This window comes from Mucilaginibacter boryungensis (assembly GCF_015221995.1).
In the GTDB taxonomy this organism is placed as follows: domain Bacteria; phylum Bacteroidota; class Bacteroidia; order Sphingobacteriales; family Sphingobacteriaceae; genus Mucilaginibacter; species Mucilaginibacter boryungensis.
The window spans coordinates 2,644,342-2,659,207 of the sequence record NZ_JADFFM010000001.1 but is presented as its reverse complement, the minus strand read 5'-3'; the positions used below and the strand labels follow the sequence as shown (position 1 = coordinate 2,659,207).

11 protein-coding genes are annotated in these 14,866 nt (G+C 43.9%); 9 read left to right on the top strand and 2 right to left on the bottom strand.

Annotated features, from left to right (window positions below; translation table 11 throughout):
• Positions 1-104: 104 nt before the first annotated feature.
• The gene (locus IRJ18_RS11220; RefSeq protein ID WP_194106292.1) at positions 105-1,382 is read left to right on the top strand and encodes a M16 family metallopeptidase; all 1,278 of its coding nucleotides are present in this window, start codon (positions 105-107) and stop codon (positions 1,380-1,382) included.
• A 173-nt stretch (positions 1,383-1,555) separates the two neighbouring features.
• Complete coding sequence (guaB, locus tag IRJ18_RS11215; RefSeq protein ID WP_194106291.1) at positions 1,556-3,028, top strand: IMP dehydrogenase; 1,473 nt, start codon at positions 1,556-1,558, stop codon at positions 3,026-3,028.
• 172 nt (positions 3,029-3,200) lie between these two features.
• On the opposite strand, the gene IRJ18_RS11210 is transcribed toward guaB, so the two are convergent.
• Positions 3,201-3,497, bottom strand: a complete 297-nt coding sequence (locus tag IRJ18_RS11210; RefSeq protein WP_194106290.1) for a hypothetical protein — start codon at positions 3,495-3,497, stop codon at positions 3,201-3,203.
• 89 nt (positions 3,498-3,586) lie between these two features.
• On the opposite strand from IRJ18_RS11210, the gene IRJ18_RS11205 reads away from it, so the two are divergent.
• The 6 genes from IRJ18_RS11205 (at position 3,587) to IRJ18_RS11180 (ending at position 11,924) form a co-directional block, all read left to right on the top strand.
• Positions 3,587-4,171 carry an LOG family protein gene (locus IRJ18_RS11205; protein ID WP_194106289.1) on the top strand — a complete coding sequence of 195 codons (585 nt, stop codon included), beginning with the start codon at positions 3,587-3,589 and terminating at the stop codon, positions 4,169-4,171.
• 602 nt (positions 4,172-4,773) lie between these two features.
• On the top strand, positions 4,774-6,402 hold the full coding sequence (locus IRJ18_RS11200; protein ID WP_194106288.1) for an acyl-CoA carboxylase subunit beta: 1,629 nt from the start codon (positions 4,774-4,776) through the stop codon (positions 6,400-6,402).
• Positions 6,403-6,476: 74 nt separating this feature from the next.
• Positions 6,477-7,652 carry a dipeptidase gene (locus tag IRJ18_RS11195; RefSeq protein WP_194106287.1) on the top strand — a complete coding sequence of 392 codons (1,176 nt, stop codon included), beginning with the start codon at positions 6,477-6,479 and terminating at the stop codon, positions 7,650-7,652.
• Between the two features lie 76 nt (positions 7,653-7,728).
• Complete coding sequence (trxB, locus tag IRJ18_RS11190) at positions 7,729-8,685, top strand: thioredoxin-disulfide reductase (RefSeq protein ID WP_194106286.1); 957 nt, start codon at positions 7,729-7,731, stop codon at positions 8,683-8,685.
• A gap of 149 nt (positions 8,686-8,834) precedes the next feature.
• Positions 8,835-11,135: a family 20 glycosylhydrolase gene (locus tag IRJ18_RS11185; RefSeq protein WP_194106285.1), complete on the top strand. Its 2,301-nt coding sequence runs from the start codon at positions 8,835-8,837 to the stop codon at positions 11,133-11,135.
• A 6-nt stretch (positions 11,136-11,141) separates the two neighbouring features.
• Positions 11,142-11,924, top strand: a complete 783-nt coding sequence (locus IRJ18_RS11180) for a hypothetical protein (RefSeq protein WP_194106284.1) — start codon at positions 11,142-11,144, stop codon at positions 11,922-11,924.
• 91 nt (positions 11,925-12,015) lie between these two features.
• On the opposite strand, the gene IRJ18_RS11175 is transcribed toward IRJ18_RS11180, so the two are convergent.
• On the bottom strand, positions 12,016-13,428 hold the full coding sequence (locus IRJ18_RS11175; RefSeq protein WP_194106283.1) for a phosphohexomutase domain-containing protein: 1,413 nt from the start codon (positions 13,426-13,428) through the stop codon (positions 12,016-12,018).
• Between the two features lie 209 nt (positions 13,429-13,637).
• Here IRJ18_RS11175 and lysA point away from each other — a divergent pair, with 209 nt between their 5' ends.
• Positions 13,638-14,849, top strand: a complete 1,212-nt coding sequence (lysA, locus tag IRJ18_RS11170; RefSeq protein WP_194106282.1) for a diaminopimelate decarboxylase — start codon at positions 13,638-13,640, stop codon at positions 14,847-14,849.
• Positions 14,850-14,866 lie beyond the last annotated feature (17 nt).

Here is a 14,866-nt window from a genome sequence, read left to right as displayed (position 1 = left end):
CTCTTGACCGAAAGGAAGAAACCTTATATGAGCGATAAGCTTATCGTAGAAGATTTCTCCTCGTTCCTCGTTCGAAATGACAGCATAAATAAGACATACAAAACATGCTAAACAGAACTATAGCGCCGGGTTTCAAACAGGTTGAAGGTATCAGTTTGATAAAACCCGGTCATATCCAATTTAATAATGGCTGCAATTTATTCCATTTCAACTCGGGCGACCAGGAACTGGTGCGGATTGAATGGATATTTGGCAACTTGCGGTTCGATCCTGCGAACCCGCTACTGAATATAGCGGTAAACGCCATGCTGACGGAAGGCACCGAAACGTTATCAGCTGCCGAAATTGCCGACAGGATTGATTATTACGGCGCTTTTTTGCAGGTGGATTATGGTTATGATAATAGTACGGTTACGCTATACAGCCTAAACAAGCACCTGGATAAAACCTTGCCTGTGCTGCACGATATTTTAAACAACTCCGTATTCCCTGAAAAGGAAATAGAGACCTTTAAAATGACGCAGCAGCAAAAGCTGCAAATAGGCTTGCAAAAAAACGATGTACAGGCACGCCGCAAGTTTAACAAAGCCTTATATGGCGATACGATTTATGGCTATGGCGCAGAGCTGGCGGATTATAAAAAACTGAACCAGCTTAATATGCAGGCGCACTTTAAGCAAATGTATCAGCCATCAAATTGTACCATTATGGTAGCCGGCAGGGTTGATGCTGCTATGCTTAACCTGATGGGCGATACGTTTGAGGCTAATTGGAAAAACAACCAGTCAAAAGCCGATACCACACAACCGCCATTACAACCGGCTACCGAAAAGTTTTATTTTGTGGAAAAGGCAGACGCGCTTCAATCGGCTATACGCATGGGCAGGCCTACCATTAACCGTACCCACCCCGATTTTCCGGCTGTGCAGGTATTAAATACCGTATTAGGTGGTTATTTCGGGTCGCGGTTGATGGCTAATATTCGTGAAGATAAGGGTTATACTTATGGTATCGGTTCGGCTATGACATCGTTAAAACAGTCGGGCTCTATCTTCATAGCTACCGAAGTTGGAGCTGATGTTTGCCGTGCCGCGCTGACAGAAATTGAAAAAGAAGTGAACCTGCTGAAAACAGAGTTGGTACCCGAAGAAGAACTGGCGCTGGTGAAAAACTTTATGTTAGGTTCATTATTAGGCAGTCTTGAAAATGTAATGTCGCATGCGGATAAGTTCAAGAATATTTATTTCTCGGGCTTGGGGTATGATTACTACGATTATTATATCGAGACTATAAAATCCATCACCAGCGAAAAGATATTGCAGCTGGCCAACCAGTACCTTGATTATGATAACTTTTACAAAGTAGTGGCAGGGAAATATTAAGGGATGTGCGGATGTGCAAATATGCAGATGTGCACATGATTTGATTGTGTTTATCCGTTTGTAATGGAAACTTCATTTTTGTATATTATTCAATTTGCATATCTGCATATTTGCACATCTACACATTAAAACGTACCTTTGCCCGGCAAGTAATCATTCACAAATTATTTGCTATGCACCCACCAGATTCCTCAAAATTTATTGCCGAAGGTTTAACGTACGACGACGTATTGCTTGTACCGGCCTATTCTGAAGTTTTACCACGCGAGGTAAATACGCAAAGCTACATCACCAAAAAGATAAAACTTAATATCCCCATCGTATCTGCCGCAATGGATACCGTTACCGAGGCGCAAATGGCTATTGCTATTGCCCAGATGGGTGGCTTAGGTATGCTGCATAAAAACATGAGCATTGCCGCCCAGGCCGATGAGGTGAGGAAGGTAAAGCGGTCTGAAAGTGGCATGATACAGGATCCGGTTACCCTGCACGAAGGGGCATTGGTAGGCGAGGCCGCCAAAATTATGAAGGATAATGGCATAGGCGGTATCCCGGTGGTAGACGTCGGCGGTATACTGAAAGGCATTATCACCAACCGCGACCTGCGTTTTCAAAAAGACATGAGCATAGCGGTTACCGAGGTGATGACCAAAACCAACCTGATCACAGCCCCCAAAGGCACAACTTTGGCCCAGGCGCAGGAAATATTGCAAAGCCACAAAATTGAAAAATTACCGGTTGTGGATGATGCAGGCAAACTGATTGGGCTGATCACTTACCGCGATATTCAAAAACTAAAAAATTATCCTGCTGCCTGTAAAGATGAACACGGCCGCCTGCGCGTTGGTGCTGCTGTAGGTGTTACAGCCGATACGATAGACAGGGTGGATGCTTTGGTAAAGGCCGGTGTGGATGTAATTGCTATTGATACCGCCCACGGGCACTCTAAAGGGGTAATAGATAAACTAAAAGAAGTAAAAGCGAAATATCCAAACTTGCAGGTAATTGCAGGTAATATAGCTACCGGCGAAGCTGCCCGTGCGCTGGCCCAGGCCGGCGCCGACGCGGTTAAAGTGGGCATAGGCCCCGGCTCTATCTGTACTACCCGTATTATTGCCGGTGTAGGGGTGCCGCAGTTATATGCCGTTTATGAATGTGCGCAAGCGCTGAAAGGTACCGGCATCCCCGTAATTGCGGATGGTGGTATTAAACATACCGGCGACATTGCCAAAGCAATTGCTGCCGGCGCCAGTACTATTATGGCAGGTTCGCTATTTGCAGGTGTTGAAGAATCACCGGGCGAAAGCATTATATATGAAGGCCGCCGGTTTAAATCGTACCGCGGTATGGGTTCGATAGAGGCGATGGAGCAAGGTTCAAAAGACCGCTATTTCCAGGATGTAGAGGATGATATTAAAAAACTGGTCCCTGAAGGTATTGTAGGCCGCGTACCGTATAAAGGTACCCTTACCGAGGTAATATACCAGTATGTTGGCGGTTTGCGTGCCAGTATGGGTTATTGCGGCGCTAAGGATATTGAAGCCTTGCAACAGGCGCAGTTTGTACGCATTACCGCATCAGGTATCCGCGAAAGCCACCCGCATGATATTACCATTACTAAAGAAGCGCCGAATTACACGCGTTAGTGATTGGTTAATTAGAGATTTGTAAAAAAGCGAAGGATTTACCCCTTCGCTTTTTTTGCCCATTGCTATTCTGTTTTAAGCACGGACACTTGTTATTTACCGTTGCTTTTAGGTAGGATACTATCCGAGGTAATTATTTTTAACGCCTGGTCTGTATTAAAACCTTCCTTTATCAATGCATCAAAGTATTGCTTTTGCAACTTGCTATTTCTTCCATTTTTCCCGGTTGCTTAAAATAGTCGAGTTGCGCATCCATCATTGATTTTACCATGTTACCCATCATTGGCCCGAAATTATTCATCATGCCGGCCATAGCACTGCCATCTTTTATCATGTCATCAGTTTGCGGCGGAGATGTTAAAGTAACCTCTTTGATTATTGTTTTTTCAGGCTTTGAAGAACCTTTGCTTTGGGCGTGGGATGCATAACCAACAGTTACGCAGAAAGCACATATTAATATTTTTTTCATGTTTAAGATTGGTGTGGGTTGTTTTCTTAAATCTACAACTATTACCCAATAATAAATACCGTTTGGTTATACTTGCTAAAATAATTGATATGAAATCCATCTGCGTTTTCTGCGGTGCCAATTTTAATGGCGACCCTATACTAAAACAAGCGGTTGAACAACTGGCACAGGTAATGGCTATGCGCAATATCTCGCTGGTATTTGGCGGCGGCAAGGTAGGGGTAATGGGCCTGATGGCCGATGCTATGATAGCTAACGGCGGTAAAACTATTGGCGTTATCCCGCAGTTTTTAATGGATAAGGAAGTTGGCCATACTGGTTTAACCGAACTACACATTGTAGAGAACATGCATCAGCGCAAGCAAATGATGAACGACCTGTGCGATGGCATTATTATGCTGCCCGGTGGCTTTGGTACGCTGGAAGAATTTTTTGAGGTACTGACCTGGCTGCAATTAGGCTTGCACCATCACCCGGTAGGGATATTAAATGTAAATGGTTTTTACGATTTCCTGCTAAAGCAAATGGATGTAATGGTAGAACAGCGGTTCCTGAAACCGACAAACCGTGAGCTGGTGATCACCTCAGCCGACCCGATAGAGCTAGTAACGCTAATGAGTAATTTTACCGTCAAACCCGATGAGGTTTGGTTCAGGGACAGGAATTTGACTTAAATTTGAGTTTAAAGTCTTGAGTTTGAAGTCTTAAGTCAGAAGAGCGTATGAGATACTACTTTTGACTTATTACTTCTAACTTAATACTAAGCACCTGCGACAACAGGGTTTTTCTTGAAGAACCTTAGTAGGTTAAAACGCTTGCACAAATATATCACCGTCATAATAATCATCGCATTCTTCGTTTAAAGTTTAATCAATTAGTTCTTTGTACGCAAATAATTTTAAATAGTTATTAGCAAATGGTTTAAGTTGCCATTCGTTAATTATTCAATAAAAATTTGATTACTGTTATCAGGCAGGAGATATACAAATGTAACAAGTTTTATACAATTATCAAATTTATTTTATATCTGATCAAAGAAAACAATAAGCAATATTCAGGTGTGTTTAAACAGGCGCGGGTACCGTTTTTATGGTTTACACATTTTTGTGTTTTGAAATCATAACTTACTTATTATAAGTTAGTTAATTGATAAAAGTAACCGAATTTTGTAAACCATGTAAACCATGTTTTCCGGTGTTTAAGATACCTTATAAGCCAGTTAGCTACTGTTATTTGCCTTATTTTGATTAACATTGCATTACTCCAAAAACCAATTATGGATATTGAATTTAACAAGAACGAAGACTTTAATAAGCACCTTGCGTTTGATGTAACCACGCGCCTTAAACAGATATATAAAGGCGGTGGCGACAAAGCAGCGGCTAAGCAAAAAGAGAAAGGCAAAATGCTGGCCCGCGAGCGCATTGCCTACCTTATTGATAAAGGTAAGCCCTGGCTGGAAGTAGGAGCGTTTGTTGCCGATGGCATGTATGCCGAACATGGCGGCTGTCCTTCGGGTGGGGTGGTTTGCGGCATTGGGTATGTATCGGGTAGGCAATGTGTTATTGTGGCTAACGATGCTACTGTGAAGGCCGGTGCCTGGTTCCCTATTACGGCTAAAAAGAACCTGCGTGCCCAGGAAATAGCCATAGAAAACCGTTTGCCTATTATTTACCTTGTTGATTCAGCGGGTGTATACCTGCCCCTGCAGGATGAGATATTCCCCGATAAAGAACACTTTGGCCGCATCTTTCGCAATAACGCGCAAATGAGCAGCATGGGCATCATCCAGATCTCGGCTATTATGGGCTCGTGTGTGGCTGGTGGCGCCTATTTACCCATCATGAGCGATGAAGCCATGATAGTTGAAGGTACAGGTTCGGTTTTCCTTGCCGGTTCATATCTGGTGAAATCGGCCATTGGGGAGGATGTGGATAATGAAACCCTGGGCGGCGCTACTACCCATTGCGAAATATCAGGAGTAACAGATTACAAACAACCAAACGACCAGGCCTGCCTGGATTCCATTCGCAATATTATGAGCATGACCGGCGACTACACCAAAGCCGGTTTCGACCGCATTAAGCCTGCCGATCCTAAAAAGAACCCGCAGGACATTTACGGGATACTGCCCGATAACCGAGAGAAGCAATATGACATGATGGAAATTATTGACCGCCTGGTTGATAATTCCGAATTTGAGGAATATAAGGCTGGTTACGGCCAGTCAATTATTTGCGGTTTAGGCCGTGTTGATGGCTGGGCTGTGGGGATAGTGGCCAATCAGCGGAAAGTGCTGAAGTCTAAAAAAGGTGAGATGCAGTTTGGCGGGGTCATCTATTCTGACTCGGCTGATAAGGCTACGCGCTTTATTATGAATTGTAACCAGAAAAAAATCCCGCTGGTGTTTTTGCAGGATGTCACCGGTTTTATGGTGGGCAGCCGTAGCGAACAGGGCGGCATTATAAAGGACGGCGCTAAAATGGTGAATGCCGTAGCCAACTCGGTAGTGCCTAAATTTACTATAGTGGTAGGCAATTCATATGGTGCGGGCAACTATGCCATGTGCGGTAAAGCTTACGACCCACGGCTGATCTACGCCTGGCCATCGGCTAAAATAGCAGTGATGGGCGGCGCGCAGGCAGCTAAGGTTTTGGTGCAAATGCAATCGGCAGGGTTAAAAGCCAAAGGTGAAGCTATAGACCAGCAGAAAGAAGATGAACTGTTACAGCAAACTACCGAGCGTTATAACAGCCAAACCACGCCATATTATGCTGCCGCAAGGCTTTGGGTTGATGGGATCATCGACCCGCTGGAGACACGTAAGGTAATATCCATGGGGATAGAGGCGGCTAACCATGCACCTATAGAGAAACCGTTTAACGTGGGGGTAATACAAACATAGGTAATGACTAATATCCTTACACTTTTTTAACTACCATTCCGCAGCTATACCAGTTGATTTTATTACCTTCCTGCATGAAAAAAATATTGTTGCCGGCTTTACTTTGTTTGGGGGTATGTGTAAACGCACAGCAGGCAAAAAAAATACGCCAGAAAGCCATTTTGATAGATACGCATAACGATGCCTTATCAAACCAGCTAATTACCGGTGCCGATTTAGCCAAACAACAAACAGTAGGAAATTTCGACCTGGTGCGGGCCAAACAAGGCGGGCTTGATGTGCAGGTTTTTTCCATTTGGTGCGATGAAACAAATGGCGCCGGTAAAGCATATGCTATGGCTAATCGCGAGATAGATTCGCTTTATGCCCTGGCTAAACGGAACCCGGATAAAATGGTATTGGTACACACCGCTGCCGGTCTGCAAAAAGGGTTGGAGCAACAAAAGTTTGTGGCCATGATAGGCGTAGAAGGCGGCCACATGATTGAAGACAGGCTGGATTATATAGATAGCCTTGCCAAACGCGGCATGAAGTACCTGACACTTACCTGGAACAATAGTACCGCCTGGGCAACATCGGCCAGGGATGAAACACACCACAAAGCCGAACTACCGCATATAGGGTTAACCGATTTTGGTAAACAAATAGTGCACCATCTGAACGACCTGGGCGTAATGGTTGATATATCGCACGTTGGCGAACAAACTTTTTACGACGTGCTGGCAACTACCCGTAAACCCGTAATCGCTTCGCATAGCTGTGCTTATGCTTTAAACCCCAATCAACGTAATTTAAAGGATAACCAGTTAAAAGCGCTGGCAAAGAACGGGGGAGTAGTGTTTGTTAATTTTTACAGCGGGTTTGTGGATAGTACCTATAGCCGCAAAGCCGGTGCTTTTATGCGTACGCACAGTGCAGAACTGGATTCACTGGTCAATGTATTCCACGATCGCGACCTGGCCAGCATCCGTTTAAGCCAATTGCACCAGCAGGAGGCATCGCAGATCCGCCCGCCATTAAGTATGCTGATCAAGCATATTGATTATATGGTGAAACTGATAGGGGTCGATCACGTGGGCATAGGGTCAGACTTTGACGGTTCAGAATCATTTCCGCTGGAATTGGATGATGTGCGCGATTATCCAAAAGTTACGGCCGAATTATTGAAACTGAATTATACTGAAAAGGATATTGATAAGATACTGGGTGGTAACTTTATCAGGGTGTTGAAGGCGAATGAGCAGAAGTAATATCTACAATATGCTGACCGATCCCTATTGCCCCATACCACAATAAAACTTAAATTCGCACACTATTTAATTATCCATGTCTCAAGAAACTGAACACGTTAAATGCCTTATTATAGGCTCGGGCCCGGCAGGTTACACTGCCGCCATATACGCATCGCGCGCTGATTTGAAACCGGTGCTTTATACCGGTATTTTAGCCGGCGGCCAGCTTACCCAAACCACCGAGGTTGAGAATTATCCCGGTTACCCGGATGGTATACAAGGCCCCGAGATGATGGAGAACTTCCGCAGGCAGGCCGAACGCCTGGGTACCGATATCCGCTTTGGTTATATTACATCGGTTGATTTTAGCAGCCTGCCGCATAAAGTTGTGGTTGATGAAACAAAGACTATCCTGGCCGATACGGTGATCATCTCTACCGGTGCATCTGCCAAATGGCTGGGTTTGGAATCCGAACAAAAATATAACGGTTTTGGTGTATCGGCCTGTGCCGTCTGTGATGGGTTCTTTTTCCGCGGACAGGATGTAGCTATTGTTGGTGCCGGCGATACCGCTGCCGAGGAAGCTACTTACTTAGCCAAACTTTGTAAAAAAGTGTATATGCTGGTTAGGCGTGATGAATTCCGTGCCTCGAAAGCAATGATGCACCGTGTGTTGAATACCCATAATATTGAGATATTATACAATACCGAAACAAAAGAAATTTTGGGCGATGGCCTGAATGTGACTGGGGTTAGGGTACACAACAATAAAACCAACGACGAGAAGACCCTGGATGTGACCGGCTTTTTTGTAGCCATTGGCCACCACCCCAATACCGATATTTTTAAAGGCTGGCTGGATATGGACGAAACAGGTTATATTAAAACCAAACCCGGTACCACCTACACCAACATTGAAGGCGTATTTTGCTGCGGCGACGCGCAGGACCATGTTTACCGCCAGGCGGTTACCGCCGCGGGTACCGGCTGTATGGCCGCTATTGATGCCGAGCGCTACCTGGCTGCTAAGGAGCATGCGGTGATCGCATAAGTCCTAAGTCTGGAGTCGAGAAAGTTTTAGTAAAAGAAAGGCCTGCTAATTAGCGGGCCTTTTTGTTGTGTATTTTTTACAATGTTAAATAGCATAAAGTTTAAAAATCTGTTAACTTCACATTTCAGTTATAAACTATTGGTTTCATTATGTATAAAAAGTCTGCGTTGTTTGTATTTGTGTGTTTAGTTGTAGCAAACATTGTTAAAGCCCAGGTAGCCGATCTGAATATGGGCATCATCCCTGCACCTGTTTCAGTTAAAAAAGTTCCGGGCGAATTTGTATTGAGCCAGGAAACGATCATCGCTGCCGATAGCGTGGATAATAAAGCCGTAAAGTTTTTTACCGATTTACTGCACAGCAAATACAACCTGCATAATCAATTGAAAGCCAATACAGGCTCTGGCAGTAATAACACTATTATATTAACCGCAAATGGCACCGATAATTTACCGGCCGAGGGTTACAGGTTAAACATCACTCCGCAGCAGGTAATAATTTCGGGGAAGGGCGCAGGCCTGTTTTATGGGATACAAACCTTAATACAGCTATTGCCGCTAAACCATGGCGCAACGGTAAAGCTTCCGTGTGTACAGGTTGAAGATTATCCCCGTTTTGGCTACCGTGGTTTACATTTAGATGTTTGCCGCCATTTTTTCAGCGTGGAGTTTGTGAAGAAATACATCGACCTGATGGCGGCCTACAAACTGAACAACTTTCACTGGCATTTAACCGATGACCAGGGCTGGCGGATAGAGATCAAAAAATATCCAAGGTTAACATCGGTAGGCAGCATGCGCGCGCAGACACTTATCGGCCGCTACACCAATCGTGACCAGCAATTTGATGGTATCCCCCATGGCGGCTTTTATACCCAGGACGAGATACGTGATGTAATAAAATACGCGGCCGACAGGTATATCAATATCGTTCCTGAAATAGAGATGCCGGGCCATTCATTAGCGGCTATAGCGGCTTATCCTGAATTGAGCTGTAATCCATCCAAACCTTATAAAGTAGGCGAGGTATGGGGAGTAACCACTGATGTATATTGCCCAAGCGAATACACTTTTAACTTTTTGCAGGATGTGCTGACCGAGGTAATTGACCTTTTCCCAAGTAAATATATTCACATAGGCGGCGATGAGGTGCCTAAGGATGCCTGGAAAAAATCGGAGTTCTGTCAAAAGCTGATCAAACGCCTTAAACTGAAAGATGAACACGGTTTGCAAAGCTATTTCATACAGCGCATGGAGAAGTTTGTAAATTCTAAAGGGCGCAGTATTATAGGCTGGGACGAAATATTGGAAGGCGGCCTTGCGCCAAATGCAACCGTAATGAGCTGGCGCGGAGAAGCTGGCGGCATTGCAGCAGCACGGCAAAACCATAACGTAATTATGACCCCGGGCAGCGGCGGCCTTTATTTCGACCACGGACAGGGGCCTGCAAGCCGCGAACCTTTGAGTATAGGCGGTAACGAGCCCATTAGTAAGGTGTATAATTACAACCCGGTACCCGCGGTATTAAGCCCCGATCAGCAAAAGTACATTTTGGGCGTGCAGGCGAATTTGTGGACAGAATACATCCAAACCGAAGAGAAAGCAGAATATTTTTTGCTGCCAAGGTTATTCGCCTTGTCGGAAGTAGCGTGGACGCCATTGGCCAATAAGGACATTAATAACTTTAATTTAAGGCTACCAAAACACCTGGCCTGGTTAGATAGGAACGGATTTAATTACCGTTTAACACCAGCTATTGGCGCCATTGATACCATGAGTATAGGCAATAAATTGGATGTTAACTTAACCCCGCCGGTTGAAGGAGCTAAAATATATTACACACTGGATGGTTTTAAACCCGGGGAAACAACTTTGCTTTACGATCATCCATTTACCATTGACGTTCCCGAAGGGCATTACCGCGAACTGAAAACCGTTGTAATTACACCAGCAGGGCACCGTAGTTTAATATCGCATGCTATGGTGAGCAATATATCGCCATTGGCCCCTGTAACATTTGAGGGCACTACACCCGGCGTTAAATATAAAGTAGTAAGCGGTGTGTTTACCGATGCCTCGCAACTGGATGCTGCCCCGGTAATAGATTCGGGTGTAACAAAAAGCTTTAACACCATGCCTTTTAAAAAGAATAAAACCTATGGCGTAATATTTACAGGTTATATCCGTATTGATAATGACGGTAAATATATATTTGCCACAAGGCAGGAAGATGGTGCCAGTATATTGCTTGATGACCAGGTTGTGGTGCTGAACGATGCCAAACATAACCTGTATCACGACGGCGGCGAAGTGCTTTTACAAAAAGGCTGGCATAAATTTACGCTGAAATACTTTGATGGTGGTACTTCAACAACAAATACCCTGCGTGTGTATATGACCATACCGGGTAAACCTAAAGGCGAACTATCAGCGGAATCGATATATAACTAAACTACAATGCGAAGACTATTACGCGTTAACTATGGTATACTTGCAGGCTTAAGCCTGTTATTATTTGCCTGTACACAAGAGCAGCCAAAAAAGAGTACCTCTGAAGCTAAACCGGCAGCACCAACTATAATGGCGCCGTTCCGTTATCACAAAATGGTGGAGGTAGCGCCCGGACAGGATTTTGATGTAATGAGCTGGGGCAGGGGTAGCGGGAACCAAAGTTCGTTACTCATTTTACACTCGGATACCGCATCCAAAACTTATACCACTACAACCGGCGACCTGGAAGGCGCTATAACCGATGTTTTCAATTCAGATATGGATATTGATGGTAACCCCGAGTTGCTGATAGAGGCGAAATCTAAAGATACCGTTGATTATACCGCGATTTATGCCTATGAGTTTAAAGAAGGCAAAGCCAATAAGCTTGATTTCCCAAAACTAACATCGGGGCAAAAGAAAGGCTATCGTGGCAATGATAATTTTTATATGAAGGAAGGAAAACTGATCCGCCAGTTTCCAATTTACGACGGTAACACATCAACAGCCAAACCAACGGGCCAAAAACGCGTCTTGCAATACAATTTAAGAAGCAATAGTTTAACGGTAAAAGATCTGAGCGCCGATACGCTGAAAACAGCAGGTGCAAAAACCGATACGGTGGCCAAAAAACCGGTTGAAAAGAAAGCTGAAACTAAAAAAAGTACTAAAACAGAAAAGAAATCGAAAAAACATAAAAAGGAAACGCCTAAAAAGAAGAAAAAGAAAAAACATCATCACAGAGGGTAGTTAATCATAAAAACGCGAAAGGCTTACTATTAGTAAGCCTTTCGCGTTTTATATACATTTCGAAATTGACATTCCGAACTTCGAATTAAAATTACCCAAGCAAGGTAGCCTTCGTTGCATCCAATATTTTAAATGATGCAGCTGAATCTGAAGCCTCGGCATATACCCGCAACACAGGCTCTGTACCAGATGGACGGATCATTACCCAGGTGCCATCTTCAAAAAAGAATTTAAAGCCGTCAAGGTCTTCTGTATGCACCACCTGGTAATCGCCGAATGACGGATAGCTATTCGATTTGCTTTTTGATATGATGCTTTGTTTCAATTCCTCGGTTACATGCAGGTCATAACGTTCAACGGCAAATGAGCCTACCACATCATAAATTTCCTGTACCAGGTCACTTAACGAGCGGCCTGTTTTTGCCATAAACTCCCAAATGATCAGGCCTATCCAAACGCCATCGCGCTCGGGGATGTGACCGGCAGTAGCAATACCGCCCGATTCTTCACCGCCCACCAGGAATGGTTTACCCGAGTTTACGATCAGGTCGCAAATATATTTGAAACCTATTGGGGTAACCGTGTTATTCAGGCCGTAGGCATCGCACAGTTTTTGGATCTTGCTGGTACAGCTAAAAGTTGAATACACTTCGCCATTTTGCTTTTTAACCTTGTGCATGTAATGGATCAGCAATAGCAGGATATGATGGGAATCCACAAACTTGCCATCCTGGTCATATAAGCCAATACGGTCGGCGTCGCCATCGGTAACCAGGCCGCTGGCAATCTCGCCATCAGATAGTTTAATTATATCTTCAAATTCCTGTAGGTTACGCTGGATGGGCTCAGGTGCCTGGCCGTCAAAGCCGGGATTATGGTCACAATGCAAAAAGGTAATATCAGGGAACAGGCGGCGCATTACGTTTTGGCCGGCGCCATACATCGCATCATAGGCCCAGTTCATTCCGCAAGTGCGGATCGTTTCCAGGTCGAACGAGTTTTCAACGTGGGCCACATACATGTCTTCAAGATTTGTAAACTCAACCAGGCCATCTTTCTGATAATCGGCTACAGATTTTAACTGCAGGTCGATAGTATCGGGAATAGTTGATTCAACTTTCGCGATATCATCAGGTGTAGCAGGGCCACCATACGATGCTTTGATCTTATATCCATTATACGATGGCGGATTATGGCTGGCGGTAATAATGATACCTGCCGAAGTTTTATGACGGACGGTACCTAACGATATCATGGGCGTAGATACGAATGTGTTTTCAGCACGAAAAACCTTTACACCCTGCGATGCCAATACGGCCGTGGTAACATCAGCAAACAGCGGCCCTGCAAAACGCGGGTCGCAACCTACAACAGCAGATGGTTCTTTAAATTCCTTTTTTAACCATAAGGCAGTAGCATAAGCTACACGTTTAACATTCTCAACGGTAAAGTCGTCTGCAATAATGGCTCTCCAGCCATCCGTGCCAAATTTAATTTTGATCATTTATAGAGCGATATAGTGTTTAAAATCTTATTTTTAGCGCCTTGATAAAGGGTTATACAAGGATAAAAATATTTTCAATAACATAGCTATTTATTGAAAGTTTTAATCACCCGCATCATTTCGTAAAAGGAGTTTCCTGTTCGGAATGTAAATGTCAGCCATTCAGTTTATTAATATTTGATTATCATATAAAGTTTACCCTAATACGCATGTTCAGCCCAGCCACTATTAACCGCTTTCAAAATTTAGAAACGCCATTTTATTACTACGACCTTAATTTATTGAAACAAACCCTGGAAGCCTGCCGTACGGCATCGGCTAAATATAATTTTCATGTGCATTATGCTATGAAGGCCAACTTTAACCCCAAAGTGGTTTCCACTATACAAGCCTACGGCTTTGGTGCAGATAGTGTAAGTGGTAACGAAGTAAGGGCTGCTATTGAAGGTGGTTTTAGTAAGGATAAGGTGGTTTTTGCTGGCGTAGGCAAATCGGATAAAGAAATTAATTATGCTTTGGAAGCAGATATATTTTGCTTCAATGTAGAATCGGTACAGGAGTTAGCTATTATTAATGACCTGGCAAAAACTAAAGGAAAAACCGCGCGGGTGGCCATTCGTATTAACCCAAATGTTGATGCCAATACACATCATTTCATCACCACTGGTTTAGAAGAAAACAAATTTGGGGTGGATATATGGCAATTACCTAATGTAGCAGATGCTTTGCATGCCAGCACCAACCTTGAATTTATGGGCATTCATTTCCATATAGGCTCACAGATCACCGATATGGAGGTATTTAAAAACCTTTGCGTAAAAGTGAACGAGCTTGATAAATGGTTTGAAGAGCGGGGCTTTACCATTAAAGTATTAAATGTAGGCGGTGGTTTGGGTGTTGATTATTACAATCCCGACACGAATAATATCCCCGATTTTGAAAGTTATTTTAAGGTTTTTAACGACCATTTGATAGTAAAACCAAATCAGGAAGTTCACTTTGAACTGGGCCGTGCCCTGGTTGCGCATAGCGCATCGCTTATATCCAGGGTATTGTATGTAAAGAACGGTTTGAAAAAGAACTTTTTGATACTGGACGCCGGTATGACCGAACTGATACGCCCTATGCTTTACCAGGCGTATCACCAGATAGATAATATTAGTAGCCAGTTGCCAGTGATGAGTAATGAGTCAGTTAATAATAATGGTGAACTTAAAACTCAAAACTCAAAACTTATGACTAAGTATGATGTGGTTGGCCCTATATGTGAGAGCACGGATTGTTTCCGTAAGGATGTGTTATTGCCTGAATCCGTACGTGGTAATTTAATTGCCATACGTACAGCCGGCGCTTATGGCGAGGTAATGGTGTCGGGCTATAACCTGCGGGATAGGGTGCAGAGTGTTTATTCTGAAGAGTAGTAACTACAAAATAGCTG

Coding starts and splice junctions, on each gene's coding strand:
- IRJ18_RS11220 (WP_194106292.1), top strand. CDS start 105: ATGCTAAACAGAACTATAGCGCCGGGTTTCAAACAGGTTGAAGGTATC.
- guaB (WP_194106291.1), top strand. CDS start 1,556: ATGCACCCACCAGATTCCTCAAAATTTATTGCCGAAGGTTTAACGTAC.
- IRJ18_RS11210 (WP_194106290.1), bottom strand. CDS start 3,497: ATGAAAAAAATATTAATATGTGCTTTCTGCGTAACTGTTGGTTATGCA.
- IRJ18_RS11205 (WP_194106289.1), top strand. CDS start 3,587: ATGAAATCCATCTGCGTTTTCTGCGGTGCCAATTTTAATGGCGACCCT.
- IRJ18_RS11200 (WP_194106288.1), top strand. CDS start 4,774: ATGGATATTGAATTTAACAAGAACGAAGACTTTAATAAGCACCTTGCG.
- IRJ18_RS11195 (WP_194106287.1), top strand. CDS start 6,477: ATGAAAAAAATATTGTTGCCGGCTTTACTTTGTTTGGGGGTATGTGTA.
- trxB (WP_194106286.1), top strand. CDS start 7,729: ATGTCTCAAGAAACTGAACACGTTAAATGCCTTATTATAGGCTCGGGC.
- IRJ18_RS11185 (WP_194106285.1), top strand. CDS start 8,835: ATGTATAAAAAGTCTGCGTTGTTTGTATTTGTGTGTTTAGTTGTAGCA.
- IRJ18_RS11180 (WP_194106284.1), top strand. CDS start 11,142: ATGCGAAGACTATTACGCGTTAACTATGGTATACTTGCAGGCTTAAGC.
- IRJ18_RS11175 (WP_194106283.1), bottom strand. CDS start 13,428: ATGATCAAAATTAAATTTGGCACGGATGGCTGGAGAGCCATTATTGCA.
- lysA (WP_194106282.1), top strand. CDS start 13,638: ATGTTCAGCCCAGCCACTATTAACCGCTTTCAAAATTTAGAAACGCCA.